At 68.9% G+C, this 18,610-nt stretch carries 7 protein-coding genes; 3 read left to right on the top strand and 4 right to left on the bottom strand.

The window, feature by feature from the left end:
* Positions 1-345 precede the first annotated feature (345 nt).
* The 4 genes from OO70_RS30720 to OO70_RS30705 all read right to left on the bottom strand — a co-directional run bounded on the left by OO70_RS30720 (position 346) and on the right by OO70_RS30705 (position 5,867).
* On the bottom strand, positions 346-3,243 hold the full coding sequence (locus OO70_RS30720; RefSeq protein ID WP_043678212.1) for a non-ribosomal peptide synthetase: 2,898 nt from the start codon (positions 3,241-3,243) through the stop codon (positions 346-348).
* A gap of 59 nt (positions 3,244-3,302) precedes the next feature.
* A complete protein-coding gene (locus OO70_RS30715; RefSeq protein WP_043678211.1) occupies positions 3,303-4,151 on the bottom strand; it encodes a mycofactocin-coupled SDR family oxidoreductase in 849 nt (282 codons plus the stop codon).
* Positions 4,148-4,855 (bottom strand): thioesterase II family protein, encoded by a 708-nt coding sequence (locus tag OO70_RS30710; protein WP_043678209.1) that lies wholly within the window; start codon positions 4,853-4,855, stop codon positions 4,148-4,150. The genes OO70_RS30715 and OO70_RS30710 overlap by 4 nt, the downstream gene beginning before the upstream one ends.
* Before the next feature lie 337 nt (positions 4,856-5,192).
* On the bottom strand, positions 5,193-5,867 hold the full coding sequence (locus OO70_RS30705; RefSeq protein WP_043678207.1) for an LmbU family transcriptional regulator: 675 nt from the start codon (positions 5,865-5,867) through the stop codon (positions 5,193-5,195).
* A 667-nt stretch (positions 5,868-6,534) separates the two neighbouring features.
* On the opposite strand from OO70_RS30705, the gene OO70_RS30700 reads away from it, so the two are divergent.
* The 3 genes from OO70_RS30700 to OO70_RS30690 all read left to right on the top strand — a co-directional run bounded on the left by OO70_RS30700 (position 6,535) and on the right by OO70_RS30690 (position 18,512).
* On the top strand, positions 6,535-9,738 hold the full coding sequence (locus tag OO70_RS30700) for a non-ribosomal peptide synthetase (RefSeq protein ID WP_078651621.1): 3,204 nt from the start codon (positions 6,535-6,537) through the stop codon (positions 9,736-9,738).
* A gap of 89 nt (positions 9,739-9,827) precedes the next feature.
* Positions 9,828-11,630, top strand: coding sequence for a flavin-containing monooxygenase (locus OO70_RS30695; protein WP_043678204.1), 1,803 nt, complete (start codon positions 9,828-9,830; stop codon positions 11,628-11,630).
* A gap of 258 nt (positions 11,631-11,888) precedes the next feature.
* Positions 11,889-18,512, top strand: a complete 6,624-nt coding sequence (locus tag OO70_RS30690; RefSeq protein ID WP_051741754.1) for a non-ribosomal peptide synthetase — start codon at positions 11,889-11,891, stop codon at positions 18,510-18,512.
* Positions 18,513-18,610: the final 98 nt, after the last annotated feature.

Raw genomic sequence — 18,610 nt, 5'->3', positions numbered from 1 at the left:
TGAGCTGCGGATACTTGTCGTGCGGTCCACTGTCGTGCACATTCCGTGCACACGCGCCGAATGCCGGGGAACCGCAACGATGGGAGAGCGCGCCTCGGCGATCACTGCTCCGGAGCTGTCCTCGCCCTCGTAGTGATGTGCACGCCACGCAGCGGTCGGCCGGCCACGCGGCGCCCCTGGTTCAGCGCGCATCCACAACGTACAGCGAACATCCCTCACGTACTCAGGCATTTTCCCTCCCCCGCACACGCTCGGCCGCCGGCACCAGAGCCGCCTCCGGCAGGCCGGTCGGAGCAGTGAGGCCGTACGACTCCACGGCACGGGTCTGGTCGATGCGACGAGGGGTCAGCTCCGCGCGCTGCCAGTGGCGGCCGGGGCGTCGGAAGCGAGAGTGATCCGCTCCCTGACCAGCTGGATGAACTGTCGTGCGAAGGAGTTCTGGTAGAAATCCCGTACGGCGATCTTCGGTGCACCGAGCTCCTTGACCTCGGCCAGTACGCGGACGACCAGGAGCGAGTTGCCGCCCAGCTTGAAGAAGTTGTCCTCCGCGCCCACCTGCGTACCCAGGTGCCGGCTCCAGATGTCCAGCAGGTCACGCTCCAGCCGGTCGGCGGACCCGGTCTCGACGGGATCCGGGGACTCCGTCAGGGCCGGCCGAGCGGCAGTCGGTGCGGGGAGCTGTGCGACATCGACCTTCCCGTTGATCGTCAAAGGGATGGCATCGAGTTCTGTGAGCGTTGCCGGGACCATGTAGTCGGGCAGACGCTGCCTGGCATGCTCCGCGACCATGGCCACTGTCGTGTCCTTCTTGAGCACTACGTAGGCATCCAGCCGGTCGACCGCTCGATCGCCACTCTTGTCGTGGTGGACGACGACGGTCGCCCCGGAGACCGACGGTGCTCCGAGCAGCACGTTGCGGATCTCGTCCGGCTCGATCCGGTACCCGCGGATCTTCACCTGGCTGTCGATCCTGCCCAGGTGTTCCAGGGACCCGTCGGGCCTCATGCGGCCCTTGTCGCCACTGCGGTAGATCCGCTCACCGGTCACCGGGTCGATGACGAAACGTCGCGCCGTGAGTTCCGGCTGCCCCTGGTAGTGACGGGCGACTCCAGCCCCGCCGACCCAGATCTCGCCCGCCGCTCCCACCGGCAGAACCTCTCCTCGCGGTCCACGTACGGACACCGACCAGCCGGGGAGCGCCGGGCCCACCGACCGGCTCCCCCGCAGAGCCGCCTGGGGCGTCACGGTCTGCGCCGTCACGTGCACGGTGGTCTCCGTGATCCCGAACATGTTGACCAGACGGCACTCCGCCTGCGGGTGGCGGGCGAACCAGGGCAGCAGCTCACGGGCGTCCAGCGGCTCACCGCCGAAGATCACCAGGCGCACCGCGAGCTCGGCGGGCGATTCCCGGTCCTGTGCGACGAGAGGCAGGAAGGCGGAGGGCGTCTGGTTGAGCACGGTGACGCGTCGTTCGGCGAGCAGTGCGTGGAACTCCCCCGTGTCCCGCGTGATCCAGAAGGGCACCACCACGAGTTGCCCGCCGGTCAGCAGACAGCCCCAGATCTCCCAGACGGAGAAGTCGAACGCGCTGGAGTGGAACATCGTCCAGACGTCGTCCGCGCCGAGCCCGAAGTCCTCGGCCGTGCCCTCGACCAGGGCCAGCACGTTGCGGTGCGGGACGACGACGCCCTTGGGCCGCCCCGTCGATCCGGACGTGTAGATGATGTAGGCGGGGTCGTTCTCGTCGCAGGGTGTGGTCCGGCCGCGGGAGACGCTCCGTTCGCCGAGCCGGAGCAGCTCCTCGGGGGGCACGGACCGAACGCCCTCGACGACCGGGAACGCGCCGGCCGCGGCGACAACGACGCGCACCCCGGCGCTGCCGACCGTGTAACGCAGGCGCTCGTGCGGGTACTTGACGTCCATGGGTACGTAGGCGCAGCCGGACTTGAGTATCGCGAGCAAGGTGACGACGAGGGTCGCGTCGCGCTCCAGGCACACGCCGACCGTGCTCCCCGGCACCGCCCCCGAGGAGCGCAGCCCCTCGGCCATGAGTTCGGCCTGCTCATCGAGCTGGCGATAGGTCAGAGTGCGGGTGCCGTCCGTGACGCCGACCGCGTCCGGATGGCGGCGTACCAGGTCCTCGAAGCGCCCGTGGACGGTCGAACCGGCCGTTCGGGTCGCGGCGACCGGAGGAGTGGCTCCGCGTCGCACGATGTCCGCGGCGCGTTCGGCCGGCATCAGGGGAACGGCCGACAACGGCAGTTCTTCCCCGGACCCGCCCAGATCCACCAACCGCTGTGCGACATAGGCGACTTGCTCGGCGAAGGCGCGCGCGATCCGTGGGTCGACCACACCCTCGTCGTACCAGCAGGTGCCGCTCCAGGACCGGTCCGGGCGCTGCTCGGCCTGGAGCGTGAGGGGGAAGACGGGCGCGAGGCAGGGGTGGTACTGCCGCGCTTCGTCCCACTCGCCGAAGACCATGCCCACAGGAATCGCGAGGCCACCCCCGGTGTCTGTCGCCGATTCGCCGCCCGGCTCCGGTGTCTCGGGCCAACCGGCGAGGAACCCGGCGACGGACATGGCCTCGTCGAACTCGAGGACATACGTGGACAGCGCGTCCGGTCCTGCCGCGTCGGGGTCGAGCAGGGCGATCCGCGGTGTCTCGTCGGCGTCGTACCGGGCCAGGACGATGGCGGTCGCGGCGGTCAACAGCTTCTGGTCCACCGGGTTTTCGCAGACCGTCGTGGAGAATCGGGCCGCGCCGACGAAACCGCGGCGCGCGAGGTCACCGAGACCCCACTCCGGCCCCGCGAGCGGGGCGGCCCCCGCCCCGCTCGTTTCGGGCGCGGTGCCATGCCGGCCTGCCCGGGGCAGGGAACCGCCGGTGAGGAACCCGGCCAAGTCGCTCAGTGCCGCCCGGGACAGGGCGTCACGGGCGGCGACCAGCACCAGATCGGCGACGTCGTCCGTATGCCGCACGAGCGTGATGCGCAGCCGCGGACCGGAGGTGGCGCGCAGCGGCCTGCGGGCTTCCTGCTCCGTGTGCTGCTGCGCCGCCGGTGCCGTCGAGCGCTCCCGGGTGCGCCGTTCCCACAGCACGCCTTCGGCGAGTTCGCCGACCTGTTCCAACCGTCGCCGAAGCTCACTGCTGCTGGGGGTCTGCGGGCACCTAACCGTCAGGCTGTGGCACATGGCGGCCTGCTCGTGGCACGGGAACGGCACGGGCCAGTGGGCTGTCGCCATGGGAGAACTCCTGTCGGTGCGCCAAGAAGGGTGCGGGGAACACGGTCGGCCGACGCGGGTCAGCGCGCGGTGAAGCCCCCGTCGACGGTCAGTACGCTGCCGGTCACCTGGGAGGAATCGTCACCGGCGAGCCAGAGGGCGGCGCCGGCGATGTCGGAGGGAGCGATGAGCGAGTTCATCGGCTGGGCCTGGACGAAGACCCTTTCGTGGTCTTCCACGGCCACGTCCAGGGAGCGAGCGATCTCGGACAGCATCCGGCCGTCGACCGCCGGGTCGTCCGCGACGGAGCCCGGGCAGAGGGCGTTGACCCGGACCTGGTGCGGCCCGTAGTCGAGAGCCGCGGCCTTGGTCAGCCCTATCAGCCCGTGCTTGGCGGCGACATACCCCGCGAAGTGCCGGTAGCCGACCAGGCCGGCGGTGGATGAGACGTTGACGACGCTGCCCCGCCGCTGGGCGATCATCGTCGGCGCGACTGCTTTGATCATGCGCCACGCGCCGGAGAGGTCGACATCGATCATCAGATGCCACTCGTCCTCGGTGATCTCGTGGACGGCCTTGCCCGAAGGGGCGGCGATACCGGCGTTGTTGACGAGGACATCGATACGGCCGAAGCGGTCGAGCGCCTTCTCGACGGCCGGCGTGACACTGCCGCGTACGTCGACGGACTCCGCCAGCACCGCCGCGCCGCGCTCCTCGCAGAGCTTGGCGGTGTGCGAGAGCTGACCGCTCGTCGACAGGGGGTAGGGCACGCCCTCGATGTCCTCGCCCACGTCGAGCAGAACGAGGTCGGCTCCCTCCTCCGCGAACCGCAGCGCACAGGCGCGTCCCAGGCCACGGCCCGCGCCGGTGATCACCGCGGTACTGCCCTCCAGGGCCGCACCCGCGGCACTCTTCCGGTCGCGCGTCATGTGCGGGCGCCTCGCGCCGCGGCGCCGATGACAGCGAACAGATCCTGTTCCCTCTCGGTCAGGTACATGTGTCCGCCCGCGAGCTCCTTCAGCTCGAACGGCCCGGTGGTCGCCGCCTCCCAGGTCGCGCACTGCGCCCGGCTCACCAGGGCGTCGTCCGTCCCGCGCAGGGCGGTGACAGGCAGCGTCAACGGCTCGTCCGAGGCGGGTCGGTACTCCTCGTGCAGGGCCACGTCCGCCCGTAGCAAGGGAAGCAGCACCTCCCGCAGGTCGGGGTCGTCGAGTGCCGCATGCCGGTACCCGGCGAGCTCCGCGACCCGCTCCACGAAGGCGTCGTCGTCGAGGTCCGCGGTCCGCCCGGTGCGACCGCTCCGGGGACCGGGGGACCCGCTCACGAAGAGGTGCTCCAGCGCGGTGAAGCCCTGCGCCTGGAGTTCACGAGCCGTCTCGTAGGCGAGCAGGGCGCCGAGACTGTGCCCGAAGAGCACCACTCGTTCCGCCCCGCCGACCAGGCGGAGCGCGGCGCCGGCAAGGTCCTTGGCCGCCTCCGCGGCGTCCTTGTACGGGTCGTCCAGGAAACGCTCCTCCCGGCCGGGCATCTGCAACGGGACGATCCGAAGACCGTGCTCACCGCCGTCCGGCCAGGCCCTGTAGAAGCCGGCGCCACTCCCGGCGAAGGGTACGCACAACAATGACAGGGTCATTTATCATCCTCATACTTGGAATGCCATTCGCCCAACAGCGCCTTCATCGTCATGGACACCGGTTAAACGCGTCCAGACAAATGAGGGATCCTGGTTTGCATTGCCGGTGAAAATCTTGTCCCGCCGGCGGGACAAGCGCACTCTGCACCGGGCGCCAGGTTCGTTCTTCAGGATATTTTGCGGCGAATCCATTCGAGGGCGCCGAAGGCATTTACCCGGGCCTGGACAATGGCGGGTGACACCATTCGCCGTGGCTCGCTTTCAGGACGGTACCGGCGGCCACCGCACGTCGGAAAGGCCCCCAGGAGGACTCCCGACGTGCGACGGCCCCCTCGCCTCAGGACTCGCCGGCAGCCCGCCGCAGTATCTCCATCGCCCAGGTCTCGACCGGCGCGCCTTCCTTCCTGGCAGCGGTCCGGATCTGTGCCAGGATTTCGGCCGGGAGTTCAATGCTCAGCAGGCCCGCTTCGGGCGAGGGGTCGGCATCGCGCCGGTCCGGACTCGATCCGGATCCGGATCCGGTCGCGGCGGGTTCGGCCCGCTCCGAAGCCGAACCGGCCCCGGCGGGACCGACTTTGTCCAGCTCAGCCCGGCTCTCGGACTCGGTCACCTCGCCCTGCCGCGCGCGGAGGCTGCTACGAACCTCCCCGCGAAGCTTGTTTCTGCTCCAGCCCATCGCTTCCGCTTTCCTCAGCCAGTAGTCCTGTTCCGGCTGATCGAGCGCCACCACTTCAAGGTGATGACTGAAGCTCAGATTCTGCCGCCTGCGGGCCAGCGGGAAATTGCGCGCGACCCATGTGTAGTTACGAAGCGTCTGGTAGCTGAGCGACGTCCGCTTGATGGCTTCGTAGTAACGGTCCTGGAACTCGGATTCACCGTAGACCAGCCAGTCGGCGATCCACCAGGTGGACGAGTCGGCGAAAGAGAGCAGTCCGGTCCCGACTTGCTCCCATATATTGAGGCTCTGCCTGGATGTGAACGACAAGCCGGACTTGTGGAACTGTACGCCCATACTCAGCAGCTGTCCCGTAGTGCTTGCTGTTGCAGCGTTTCGCGCAGTTGTCTCGTTTGTCCTCTTTGTTAGGATAGCAGTACGCAACGATCCCCCGTTGGTTGATGCTTTCGCATGTATCGGCCAATCGTAACGGTTGGACGTCATCCAGGGCGTAATTCTGCGCGATACGCGGGCCGCCCGCTACAGCACGGGGACGGATCGACTGCCGCCCGCACTCGCATATTGCTTCTCGCCCAGGATCGACACGAGCGCGAGAGCGCACACGGATCAGGGAGCCGTTCACCAATAAGATTCTTTCTTTAAGCAAAATCTCTCTGGCGCCGGCTCCCCCATTTGCGTGCGAGAGTGCGTCTGCGTCCTGGCGGTGTCTCGCCGGCGAGACACCGAGCGGAGCGAACCACCCCGCCAGGGCTGGATACGACCCCGCAAAGGCGTCATGTTTGGGTCTACGTACTTCTCGCCGCGACAGGCTTTTGATGCGGAGCGAGCGAGACCGTCCGACACACGCTCGAACGATTGCTTTGATCGAGCCTGAAAATAAGGTGTTACCGAAGGAACGGCCGATCGACAGGGGAGGGCTTCCGTGCCCCGAATACGTCACACACATGGGCTGGATATGCCGGATCTTGAGGGTGACAGTCTCGCGGGCAAGCGTCATTCGCGTATGGTTCCCGCCTCGTCGTCGCAGCGCAGGATGTACTTCTCCTCGGTGATGCGACCGAACAACTCGTCCGACGTCTGGAGGCCGGTTCTCACCGTCGACGGAGATCTCTCGACAGACAGGCTGGAGCGCGCGCTTCAGGTGCTGCGCAGCAGGCACGAGGCATTTCGAACCACATTCCTGGAACGCGGTGGCGAAGTCTTCCAATTGGTGCACGACGAGGACGGCGACGCCACGCAGCCGGTCCTGATCGACCTCGTGGAGGCCGAGGGCGACTCGCAGGACGAGCGCCGAGCGTGGGCAGACGCCGAGGCCAGGAGGGTCGTCGACCTTCCGTTCGACATTTCGTCGGGCCCGCTCTGGCGAACGTCCGTGATACGGATATCGCCGAGCTTCCACCTGGTGGTCTTCGTGTTCCACCACATCATCGCGGACGAAGTTTCCGGGAAGGTGTTCGCCGAAGAGCTCGGTCTCGCCTATGCGGACCCGCACGCGCCCGCCTTCGGGGTGCCGGCCGCACAGTACGCCGACTTCTGCCTGACGGAGAACGCCTCCAAGGTGGATGACGCCGACCTGGACTACTGGCGTGGCCAGCTGGCAGGTATTCAGCCGGCGTCGATGCCCGAGGACGGAGAGAAGAACCCGGGCAGAATGATCGGATCGAGGTTGCCGATCGCCGTCCCACAGAGTGTGGTGGCAGAATTCGAAGAGTTCTGCCGGGCTCGCTCGGTGACCCCGTTCGCCGGCCTGTTGTCCGTGTACTTCGTTCTGCTGCAGCGTTGGGCGGGAACGAGCGACATATCGGTCGGAACGCAGACGCTCGGCCGACCGGTCCCAGAACTTTTCGGAACGATCGGATTCTTCTCCAATACAGTGGCACTGCGCTGCCGGGTGGATTCGGCACTGACCTTCGATCAGCTTCTCGGCCTCGTGAGCGAAACAGTTCACGACGCACTGGACTACCAGGACGTTCCGTTCGAGGTGGTGGTGGGCGCACTGGCTCCCGAGCGTGACGCCGACCGCAACCCCCTGTTCCAGGCTGCCATCACCTATGGCATGCTCGACCTGAGCGACGTATGGGCACTCGAAGGTCTCCAGGTGACGCTCCTGCCGGAACCTGCGGAATTGTCGGGGCTTCAGTTCGACCTGAGGCTGGACATACAGCAGCTGGCAGGCGAAGTCTCACTCAACGTCGAATTCAACCGCCGGCGGTTCTCCGAGGCAGCCATGCAGCGGTTCGCCAAGGCCTACGGCGACCTGCTGGGCTCACTCAGCCGGCAACCCGATGTCGCGCTCGGCAGCATCCCGCTGCTCGACCAAGCCGCGCTGACGGAGACGCTGGCGCTCGGCGCGAGCGGTGAACCGGAAGGCAGCCGTACCCCCTCGGAACCCACGTCCGCGTGGGACCTTTTCGAGCTGACCGCGGCCACCGCTCCCGAACGGGAGGCGGTCGTCGCGGACGGCGAGCGGCTCACCTTCGCCGAACTGGCCGGCCGGGCGCGGACGATGGCCGCGGGCCTTGCGGCTCGCGGCGTACGGACCGGCACCGTGGTGGGGATCTGCCTGGACAGGCGCGGCGATCTGTTCGTCGCGATGCTCGCCACCTGGTGCGCGGGCGGCGCCTTCCTGCTGCTGGATCCGCAACAGCCCGAGTTCCGCCGCCGCCTGCTCCTCAAGGAGGCGGGCATCGCTCTCGTCATCGCGGACCAGGCGTTCGCCGAGGTGGAGACCGTCTCGGCGGCCGCCCTCCTGGCGGACGCGGAGACGGTCTCCGGAGACGATCCGGCCGACGGCGGCTTCGCGCGTCGCCCGGCCGCCGCTCCGGCCTACGTGGTCTTCACACCGGGTTCCACGGGACAGCCGAGGGGTGTGGTCGTCGATCAGGCGAGCCTTCTCGCGCTCGTCACCACCCAACTGGCGCCCATGTACGCGCGGTTGCCCGAAGGCCGTCGGCTGAATGTCGGTGCGCTGAGTTCCCTGACCTCCGGCGTGTTCGTCACCCACCTTCTCGGCATGATCGCCTTCGGGCACCGGCTGCTGCTGATCGACGAAGAGGAGCGAACGGACCCGTATCAGCTCCTCGCCCGTGGATCGGATCCCGAGACGGCGATCGAGGTGCTCGACTGCGCGAGCGGCACGCTGGAAACGCTGGTCGACGACGGCCTCCTGACGCTCCCGCACCCGCCGAAGATCGTGGTGATCGGTGGCGAGCGACCGTCCGACCGGCTGTGGCGGCGCCTGCACGACCAGCCCGGGCTGCTCGCGTTCCACGCCTACGGCCTCAACGAGTGCACCGTCGAGTCGGCGAGGGCGGAGATTCGCGAACATCCGGAGCCGGTGGCCGGACGCGCGGCCGGCACGTCCCGGATCTACGTCGTCGACGACCAGTTGCAGTTGTTGCCGCCCCTGTTCGTCGGTGAGATCTGCGTCGGTGGACCCGGCGTGGCCCAGGGGTACGCGGGACAGCCGGCGCACACCAGCGAGCGGTTCGTGGCCGACCCCTTCAGCCCCGTCCCCGGACAGCGCATGTACCGCACCGGCGACAAGGGCCGACTGCGTCCCGACGGGCAGTTGGAGCTGTGGGGACGTCTCGACGACCAGGTCAAGATCCGCGGCCTGCGCGTCGAGCCGGCGGAGGTGGAGGCCGTACTGCTCGGGCACCCCGCCATCACCCACGCCGCGGTCGTGGCGACCGGGGTCGGCACCCGCATGGCCGAACTGGTGGCGTATGTCGCGCCCGGCGCCGAAGGCCGGGACGCGCTGACGCCCGCCGCCGTCCGGGAGTTCCTGCGCGACAGGCTCCCCTCCGCGCTGCTGCCCGACCGGGTGCAGGTTCTCGCCGCTCTTCCGACCACGCCCGACGGGAAGTTGGACCGCAGGACACTGTCGGGCGGCGCGCCATCGAGCACCGTGTCGGACACCGTCCGAAGCGTCTCGGTGTCCGACGACCCCCGTGAACGGCAGCTGTGCCAGATCGTGGCCGAGGTGATCGGCGTTCCGCAGACGGACGTTGACGACAACTTCTTCGTTCTCGGCGGGGATTCGCTGCTCGCCATGATCGTCATCGGTCGGGTGCGCGCCGTCATGGGCTGTGAGTTGCGGCTGCGGGCGTTCTTCGAAGTGCAGTCGCTCGGGGAGCTCGCCGCTCAGCTCAGTGCCGAGGTCAGCGCGCCGCGGCCCGTGCTGGGCAGGAGAGCGGACTCATGACGGTGGCGACGCGTTCGTAGCTCGATGACTGCGTTCTTGAAACCGGTGTCGGGGCGGCCGGAGAAATGCATGAGTGAGGAGAGACTTTTATGTCCACGCACAAGATGTCGGAGCATCTCGCGAAAATCACCGCCGAGCGGGCCAAGAGGCTGCGACCGGACGGCATCGACCAATACCTGCCCCTCAGTGACGGTTTCGCGCACATGAACGAGGACCCCTTCACCGATCGCATCGAACGCGAGCCGTACCGCGACCACGTCACGGTCGCGGTCATCGGCGGGGGGTTCGCCGGCCTGATGACGGGCGCCCATCTGAAGGAGGCGGGGGTCTCCGATGTCAGGATCGTCGACACCGGCGGCGACTTCGGCGGCACCTGGTACTGGAACAGGTACCCGGGCGTCCAGTGCGACATCGCGTCCATGATCTACCTGCCGTTGCTGGAGGAGACCGGCTACGTGCCCACCGAGTGGTACGTGCGCGGCCCGGAGATCCTGGAGCACTGCCAACGCATCGGCAAGCAGTACGGGTTGTACGAGAACGCGCTCTTCCACACCGGGGTCACCGGCTTGGACTGGGACGAGTCCGCCCAGCTGTGGACGGTGCGGACCGACCGCGGTGACGAGTTCACCGCCCAGTTCGTGAGCCTGGGGCTCGGCCACCTGTCCGTGCCGAAGCTCCCCGGCATCCCGGGCATCGAGACCTTCGCGGGCCACACCTTCCACGCGAGCCGGTGGGACTACGCCTACACCGGCGACCCGGTCGGCGGACCGCTGGGCAACCTGCGGGACAAGCGGGTGGCGATCGTCGGCACCGGCGCCAGCGCGGTGCAGTGCATCCCTCACCTGGCCACCGCATGCCAGGAACTGTTCGTGGTCCAGCGCACGCCCTCCGTCATCGAGGTCCGCAACAACCGGCCGATCGACCCGGAGTGGTTCGCGCAGATAGCCACGCCTGGATGGCAGCAGCGCTGGCTGGACAACTACGCGGCCACGATGACGTCGGCCGAGCCGCCGGCCGAGGATCTGATCAACGACAGCTGGACCGCCATGGCCAAGATGTGGGGCAATGCCGAAAAGGACGTGCCGGCGGAGTCGGACACGTCCGAGGAGCCTCTCAAGCCCTGGTACTACGCGGACCTGAAGAAGATGGGCCAGATCCACGCCCGGGTGGAAGAGACGGTCAAGGACTCACGGACCGCGGAACTCCTCAAGCCCTGGTACCACCTGGCGTGCAAGCGCCTGACCTTCCACGACGAGTATCTGGACGCCTTCAACGAGCCGACGGTCCGTCTCGTCGACACGGACGGCAAGGGGATCGAGCGAATCACACCGCGCGGTGTCGTGGTGGACGGCACCGAGTACGAGGTGGACTGCATCATCTACGCGTCGGGGTTCGAGGTCGGCACCGCGCCCACCCGGCGCGCCGGATTCGACCCCGTCGGCAGGGACGGCAGGCGACTGTCGGAACACTGGACCGACGGCATGCGCACAATGCACGGACTCCATGTGCACGGGTTCCCGAACGCGTTCCTCGTTCAGTCGCTCACGGGCGGGACGCGGTTCTCCAACCTCTCGCACAACCTGTCCGAGGCGGCCAAGACCGTCGCCGCCGTCATCGCGCACGCGGTCACCACAGGGGTCGACGTCGTCGAACTCACCCAGCAGGCAGAGGACTCCTGGATGAGCAACGTGGGAATCGATCCGGAGTGGCGCACGTTCCTGGGCACGGAATGCACCCCCGGCTACTCCAACAACGAGGGAACGGATCTCGGTCCGCATTCTCTTTGGGACGCATATAATTTCCCCGATGGCCTGGGCTTCTTCCAGCACCTTCAGGAATGGCGTGGCAGCGGGGAGTTCGACGGCCTGGAATTCCACCGTTCGGACAGCTGAAGCCGCTTGCCCCGTCTCGCCGGCGAGACAGTCCTCCCGGGCTCCGTCGAGTGGTGCCCGGGACTCATTCACCCTGGCGAGTGCCGCCTGTTAGCCTCGCGAAGTCGACGCAAATCCGTTTTCTCTTTGCCAATTAATTCCGCCGACATAACGGCTCCCGATCCCGCTGCGGCCCGACGCCCGGCCGGTGATTTCGGCGCCTGAGTCATCGGCTGCGGATCGAGACTGGTAGCGGTCGGAAACAGCGAGGTAGCCTGCATGATTCCGTTGTCGTTTGCGCAGCAGCGTTTGTGGATCATCGGTCAGTTGGCGGGGCCGAGCGCGGCGTACAACATACCTTTGGTGCTGCGTCTGTCCGGGGCGTTGGATCGGAAGGCGCTGGTCGCGGCGCTGGGTGACGTGGTGGGCCGGCACGAGAGCCTGCGGACCTTCTTCCCCGTCGTCGACGGCGAACCCGTCCAGCACATCGTGCCCGCCGACGAGGTCACGCTGCCGCTGGCCTGGACGGACACCGACGACGAGCAGGTGACCGACCTCGCCGTCCAGGCCGCCGGACACGTCTTCGACCTCGCCACCGAAATCCCGCTGCGCGCCCACGTCTTCGCCACCCGGCCGGACGAACACGTCCTGGTGCTGCTGATCCACCACATCGCCTGCGACGGCTGGTCCATCGGCCCCCTCGGCAAGGACCTCGCCACCGCCTACACGGCACGAACCGCCCGCACGGCCCCGGCCTGGACCGAACTCCCCATCCAGTACGCCGACTACACCCTGTGGCAGCGCGACCTGCTCGGCTCCGAGGACGACCCCACCAGCACCCTCGCCCGCCAGTCCGCCTTCTGGCGCGACGCCCTGGCCGCACTCCCCGTCGAACTGGACCTGCCCTTCGACCGGCCACGCTCCGCGACAGCCGCCCGCCACGGCGCCCAGGTACCCATCACCATCGACGCGGAAGTCCACACCCGCATCACGGAGTTGGCCCGACAGACCGGCGTGACACCGTTCATGGTCGTCCAGGCCGCCCTGGCCGTCGTGCTGTCGCGACTCGGCGGCGGCACCGACATCCCGCTCGGCACGCCGGTCGCCGGACGCACCGAAGAAGCCCTGCACGACCTGGTCGGCTGCTTCCTCAACACCCTCGTCCTGCGCACCGACGTCTCCGGCGACCCCACCTTCGCCCAACTCCTCACCCGGGTACGGGAAACGGACCTCGCCGCCTTCGAGAACCAGGACCTCCCCTTCGAACACCTCGTCGAGATCATCGCCCCACCACGAACCGCGGCACGCCACCCCCTCTTCCAGGTCATGCTGTCCATCGGCACCGACACCGCAGCCGCCTTCGACCTCCCCGGACTCAAGACCGGCGAGTTCAAGATCCCCGGACCCGAAACAGCCAAGTTCGACCTCAACTTCGAGTTCGAGGAGCGGTTCGGTCCGCAGGGACAGCCGACCGGCATCACGGGGTTTCTCGAGTACGCCACCGACCTGTTCGACCACCACACGGTCCAGGCACTGGCCGAGCAGCTCGACCACCTGCTCGGAGAACTGACCTCCGACCCCGACCGGCCCATCGACCTGACGGACCACCAGACGCAGACCGGCAGGTTCCGCAGCGAACTCGCCGAGGTCGAGGCGGTGGTCGCGGGGTACCCCGGCATCGCCGAGGCCGTGATAGTCGCCCGCGATGACATCCCAGGCGACAAACGTCTGGTCGGCTACGTGGTGCCCGGCCCCGGCCTCGACCCGGAAGCCACCGTACGGCTGCCCGCGATCCTGCGCGAGCACGCTGCCGGGCTGCTGCCCGCGCACCTGGTGCCGGCCGCGGTCGTGGTCCTGGACCGGCTGCCGTTGACCGCCGACGGCAAGCTGGACCGCGAGGCCCTGCCCGCACCGGACCAGGCCGTCGTGGCCGCCCGCCGTGCTCCGACGACCGTCCAGGAAGAGATCCTGTGCTCCGCGTTCGCCAAGGTGCTGAACCTGGAGCTGTCCACCGTCGGCATCGACGGCAACTTCTTCCTTCTCGGCGGCCACTCCCTGCTCGCGACCCGGCTGGTCGCCCTCATCCGCCCCCTGCTCGGGGTCGAACTCGGCATCCGTACGCTGTTCGAATCCCCCAGCATCGCCGCCCTGGCCAAAGCGCTGGCCGGGGCAGGCCCCTCGCGTCCGGCGCTGGTGACCGCGGATCGTCCGGAGCCGCTGCCGTTGTCGTCCGCGCAGCAGCGGTTGTGGTTCCTGCACGAGTTGGAGGGCCCGAGCGCCACCTACAACATCCCGGCGGCCATCAGGCTTTCCGGTGCGATCGACACCGGTGCGCTGGACGCGGCGTTGCGGGATGTCCTCGGGCGCCACGAGGTGCTGCGCACGCTCTTCCCGTCGGTCGAGGGACGGCCCTACCAGCGGGTGGTGCCGGTCGAGGCGCTCGGCGAGGTGCTCACCGTGGTACCGGCCGCCCTGGTCGGGCCGTCCGGCCTGACCGCGTCGATCAGCGAGGCGGAGGGCCACTGCTTCGACCTCTCGGCCGAAGTGCCGTTCCGGGCCTGGCTGTTCGAAGCCGGTGCGGACGAACACGTGCTGGTGCTGCTCGTGCATCACATCGCCGGTGACGGCTGGTCGCTGGTGCCGCTGGCCCGGGACCTCTCGGTGGCGTACGCAGCGCGACTGGCCGGCCAGGAACCGGGATGGGCGCCGCTACCGGTCCAGTACGCGGACTACACGCTCTGGCAGCGTGAACTGCTCGGCGAGGCGACCGACCCCGAGAGCCTGCTGAGCAAGCAACTGGCCTACTGGCGCGGCGCGTTGGCCGACATACCGGAGGAACTGCCGCTGCCCGTCGACCGGGCCCGCCCCGCGGTGGCCACGCATCAGGGCGGGAGCGTGACGCTGGAGATCCCCGCGGCGCTGCACGCCCGGGTCGCCGAACTGGCCCGGGACGAAGGCGCGACGGTCTTCATGGTGCTCCAGGCCACGTTGGCCGTGCTGCTCTCCCGGCTCGGCGCCGGCCAGGACATCGTGATCGGAACCCCGACGGCCGGGCGCACCGACACCGCGCTCGACGACCTCGTCGGGTTCTTCGTCAACACCCTCGTCCTGCGCACGGACGTGTCCGGCGGTCCGTCCTTCGGTGAACTGCTCGCCCGGGTGCGGGAGCACGCGCTCGACGCGTTGGCGCACCAGGACGTACCGTTCGAGCGCCTGGTCGAGGAGCTGGCCCCGGCCCGCTCCATGGCCCGCCATCCGCTGTTCCAGGTCGCGCTCGCGCTCCAGAACAACGCCGATCCCGTGCTCCACCTGCCCGGTCTGCGCACGAGCGTCCTGCCCGACGCGGACACCGCGGCGAAGTTCGACCTCTCCTTCGACCTGCGCGAACGCTTCGACGAGCACGGCCGGCCCGCCGGAATGACCGGCGCGGTCTTCTACGCGGTCGACCTGTTCGACCATGCGAGCGTCGAGCAGCTCGCCGAACGCTTCACCCGTGTCCTCGACACCCTGGCCACCGACCCGGACCAGCGGGTCGACCAGGTCCCGCTGCTCTCGGCCGCGGAGCGGGACAAGGTGCTGCACACCTGGAACGACACCGCCCGCCCCGTCCCGCCCACGACCCTGCCGGTGCTCTTCCAGGACCAGGCCGCCCGCACCCCCGAAGCCACCGCGGTCGTCCTCGACGGCACCACCCTGACGTACGGCGAGCTCAACACCCGCGCCAACCGGCTCGCGCACCATCTGATCGAGCACGGGGTCGGCCCCGAGGACATCGTGGGCATGGCACTGCCACGGTCGATCGACCTCGTCGTGGCTCTGCTCGGCGTACTCAAGGCGGGCGCGGCGTATCTCCCGATCGACATCGAGTACCCGAAGGAACGGGTCCGGTTCATGATCGAGGACGCGAAGCCGTCGTACGTGGTGACGCTCCGGGCCACCGCGGCATGGCTGCCGGCCGACGCACCCCTGCTGGTCCTGGACGACGACGCCGTCCAGGAGGAGCTGAGCGCCCACCCGGCCTGGAGTCACGACCCGACCGACATCGAGCGCACCGGCCCGCTGACCCCCGCCCATCCCGCCTACGTCATCTACACCTCCGGCTCCACCGGAACTCCCAAGGGCGTGGCCGTACCGCACCACAGCATCACCAACTTCATCACCGTTCACCGTGAGTCGGTCTTCGCCTGCGCCGCCGATCTGTCGGACCGTCGCCCGCTGCGGGTCGCGCTGACCACCTCCATATCCTTCGACGCGGTGTGGGACCAGCTGTCGTGCCTGCTGGAGGGACACGAGCTGCACGTCGTGAGCACGGAGGTGCTCTCCGACATCGGCCTCCTCGCGACCTGGCTGGACGCACACGACGTCGACTTCCTGGAGCTGACCCCCACGCACATGGCCGCCGCTGTGTCGGAGGGCCTGTTCGACAACGGCCGCCGTACTCCGGCACTGCTCGTGGTCGGTGGCGAGGCCGTGCCCGACTCGCTCTGGGAGTGGCTCGGATCGCTGGGTGAGGGCACCCGCAGCTTCAGCTTCTACGGGCCCACGGAGTGCACGGTCTACCAGGTCTTCGCCGAACCGCGCTCCACACCGCGGCCGATCCTCGGCGGACCCACCTTCAACATGCGGGTGTTCGTGCTCGGCGACGGCCTGGAACCGGTGGCCCCCGGTGTGACGGGCGAGTTGTACGTGGCGGGTGCCGGTCTGGCGCGTGGCTATCTGAACCGTCCCGCACTGACCGCGGAGCGGTTCGTGGCGTGCCCGTTCGGTGCGCCCGGCGAGCGGATGTACCGGACCGGGGACCTGGCGCGGTGGCGGGCGGACGGGACCCTCGAGTTCGTCGGCCGGGCCGACGACCAGGTGAAGATCCGGGGGTTCCGGATCGAGGTCGGGGAGGTCGAGGCGGTGCTGGCCCGGTGTCCCGGTGTCGCCCGGGCCGTGGCGGTGGTCCGCGAGGACATCCCCGGTGACAAGCGTCTGGTCGGTTATGCGGTACCCGCTCCGGGGCAGTCCCCGGAACAGATCGCGCAGTTGCCCGGCCTGTTGCGCCGGCATGCCGCGGGGCCGCTTCCGGACTACATGGTGCCGGCCGCGGTCGTGGTCCTGGACCGGCTGCCGTTGACCGCCAACGGCAAGCTGGACCGCAAGGCCCTGCCCGTCCCGGACTACGCGGTCGCCTCGACCCACCGCGCTCCGACGACCGTGCGGGAGGAGATGCTGTGCGCGGCGTTCGCCGAGGTGCTGGGTCTGCCCGGTGTCGGCGTCGACGACCACTTCTTCGAACTCGGCGGGCACTCCCTTCTCGCGACCCGGCTGGTCGCCCGCGTCCGCGCCCTGCTCGGGATGGAGATCACCATCCGCACGCTGTTCGAGGCGCCGACGGTCGCCGCCCTGGCCGGTGCGCTGGTCGAGGGGGGCTCCTCGCGTCCGGCGCTGGTGGCCGGGGTGCGTCCGGAGTCGCTGCCGTTGTCGTTCGCACAGCAACGGCTGTGGATCATCGGCCAGTTGGCGGGGCCGAGCGCGGCGTACAACATGCCGTTGGTGCTGAGGCTGTCCGGACCGCTGGACCGACAGGCGTTCGCGGCGGCACTGGCCGACGTGGTGGGCCGGCACGAGAGCCTGCGGACCGTCTTCCCGGTCGTCGACGGCGAACCCGTCCAGCAGATCCTGCCCGCCGACGCGGTCACGCTGCCGTCGGCCTGGACGGACACCGACGACGAGCAGGTGACAGACCTGGTGATCCGGGCCGCCGGACATGTCTTCGACCTCGCCACCGAAATCCCGCTACGGGCACAGGTCTTCAGCACCGGCCCCGACGAACACGTCCTGGTGCTGCTGGTGCACCACATCGCCTGCGACGGGTGGTCGGTCGGCCCTCTCGGCAACGACCTCGCCACCGCCTACACCGCACGGACCGCCGGCACCGCACCGGCCTGGACCGAACTGCCCGTCCAGTACGCCGATTACGCCCTGTGGCAGCGCGACCTGCTCGGCTCCGAGGACGACCCCACCAGCACCGTCGCCCGCCAGTCCGCCTTCTGGCGCGACGCCCTGGCCGCACTGCCCGTGGAACTCGACCTGCCCTTCGACCGGCCGCGCCCCGCCACCCCCGCCCGACACGGCGCCCGGGTCCCCGTCACCGTCGACGCCGAAGTCCACGTCCGTGTCGCGGAGTTGGCCCGGCGGACGGGAGTGACACCGTTCATGGTGGTCCAGGCCGCCCTCGCCGTCCTGCTGTCCCGGCTCACCGGCGAGACCGACATCCCGCTGGGCACGCCGGTCGCCGGACGCGCCGAGGAGGCCCTGCACGACCTGGTCGGCTGCTTCCTCAACACCCTCGTCCTGCGCACCGACGTCTCCGGCGACCCCACCTTCACCGAACTCCTCACCCGGGTACGGGAATCAGATCTCGCCGCCTTCGAGAACCAGGACCTCCCTCTCGAACGCCTGGTGGAGATCATCGCCCCGCCGCGGACCGCGGCACGCCATCCCCTCTTCCAGGTCATGCTGTCCTTCGACACCAACACCGAGGTCGCCTTCGAACTCCCCGGACTCGACATCGGCGAATTCGACATCCCGGAACACGAATCGCCCAAGTTCGACCTGAACTTCCTGCTGCGGGGGTCGTACGAGCCGGACGGGCGACCGACCGGTATCACGGGGATCATCGCGTACGCCACCGACCTGTTCGACCACGAGACGGTCCGGGCATGGGCCGAGCGGCTCAGCCTGCTGCTCGCGGAGCTGACCTCCGACCCCGACCGGCCCCTCGGCAAGGTCGACGTCCTGGAACCGGCTCGCCGGAACGCGAACCCGGACCGGCCGGCGACCCGGCCGGGGCTCGGCCCCGGAAGACGGCGGGTGCCGGCCCGTCCCGGTGTCCCGCCGGAGCAGCCGCTCGCCTGACCCCACGTGACCGAGTGCCCGGGGGAAGTCCAGGCACGTCCCCACACCGCCGGGCACGCCCTCGATCACCCGTGCAGCGAACTCGACCCGATAGGAAG

Source organism: Streptomyces xylophagus (genome assembly GCF_000716435.1).
Lineage (GTDB): Bacteria > Actinomycetota > Actinomycetes > Streptomycetales > Streptomycetaceae > Streptomyces > Streptomyces xylophagus.
This window is presented reverse-complemented; position numbering and strand designations above follow the sequence as displayed.

What these genes read in the sequence shown, in the direction of transcription:
- OO70_RS30695 (WP_043678204.1), top strand. Translation starts at nt 9,828, where the DNA reads ATGTCCACGCACAAGATGTCGGAGCATCTCGCGAAAATCACCGCCGAG.
- OO70_RS30710 (WP_043678209.1), bottom strand. Translation starts at nt 4,855, where the DNA reads ATGACCCTGTCATTGTTGTGCGTACCCTTCGCCGGGAGTGGCGCCGGC.
- OO70_RS30690 (WP_051741754.1), top strand. Translation starts at nt 11,889, where the DNA reads ATGATTCCGTTGTCGTTTGCGCAGCAGCGTTTGTGGATCATCGGTCAG.
- OO70_RS30705 (WP_043678207.1), bottom strand. Translation starts at nt 5,867, where the DNA reads ATGGGCGTACAGTTCCACAAGTCCGGCTTGTCGTTCACATCCAGGCAG.
- OO70_RS30720 (WP_043678212.1), bottom strand. Translation starts at nt 3,243, where the DNA reads ATGGCGACAGCCCACTGGCCCGTGCCGTTCCCGTGCCACGAGCAGGCC.
- OO70_RS30715 (WP_043678211.1), bottom strand. Translation starts at nt 4,151, where the DNA reads ATGACGCGCGACCGGAAGAGTGCCGCGGGTGCGGCCCTGGAGGGCAGT.
- OO70_RS30700 (WP_078651621.1), top strand. Translation starts at nt 6,535, where the DNA reads ATGGTTCCCGCCTCGTCGTCGCAGCGCAGGATGTACTTCTCCTCGGTG.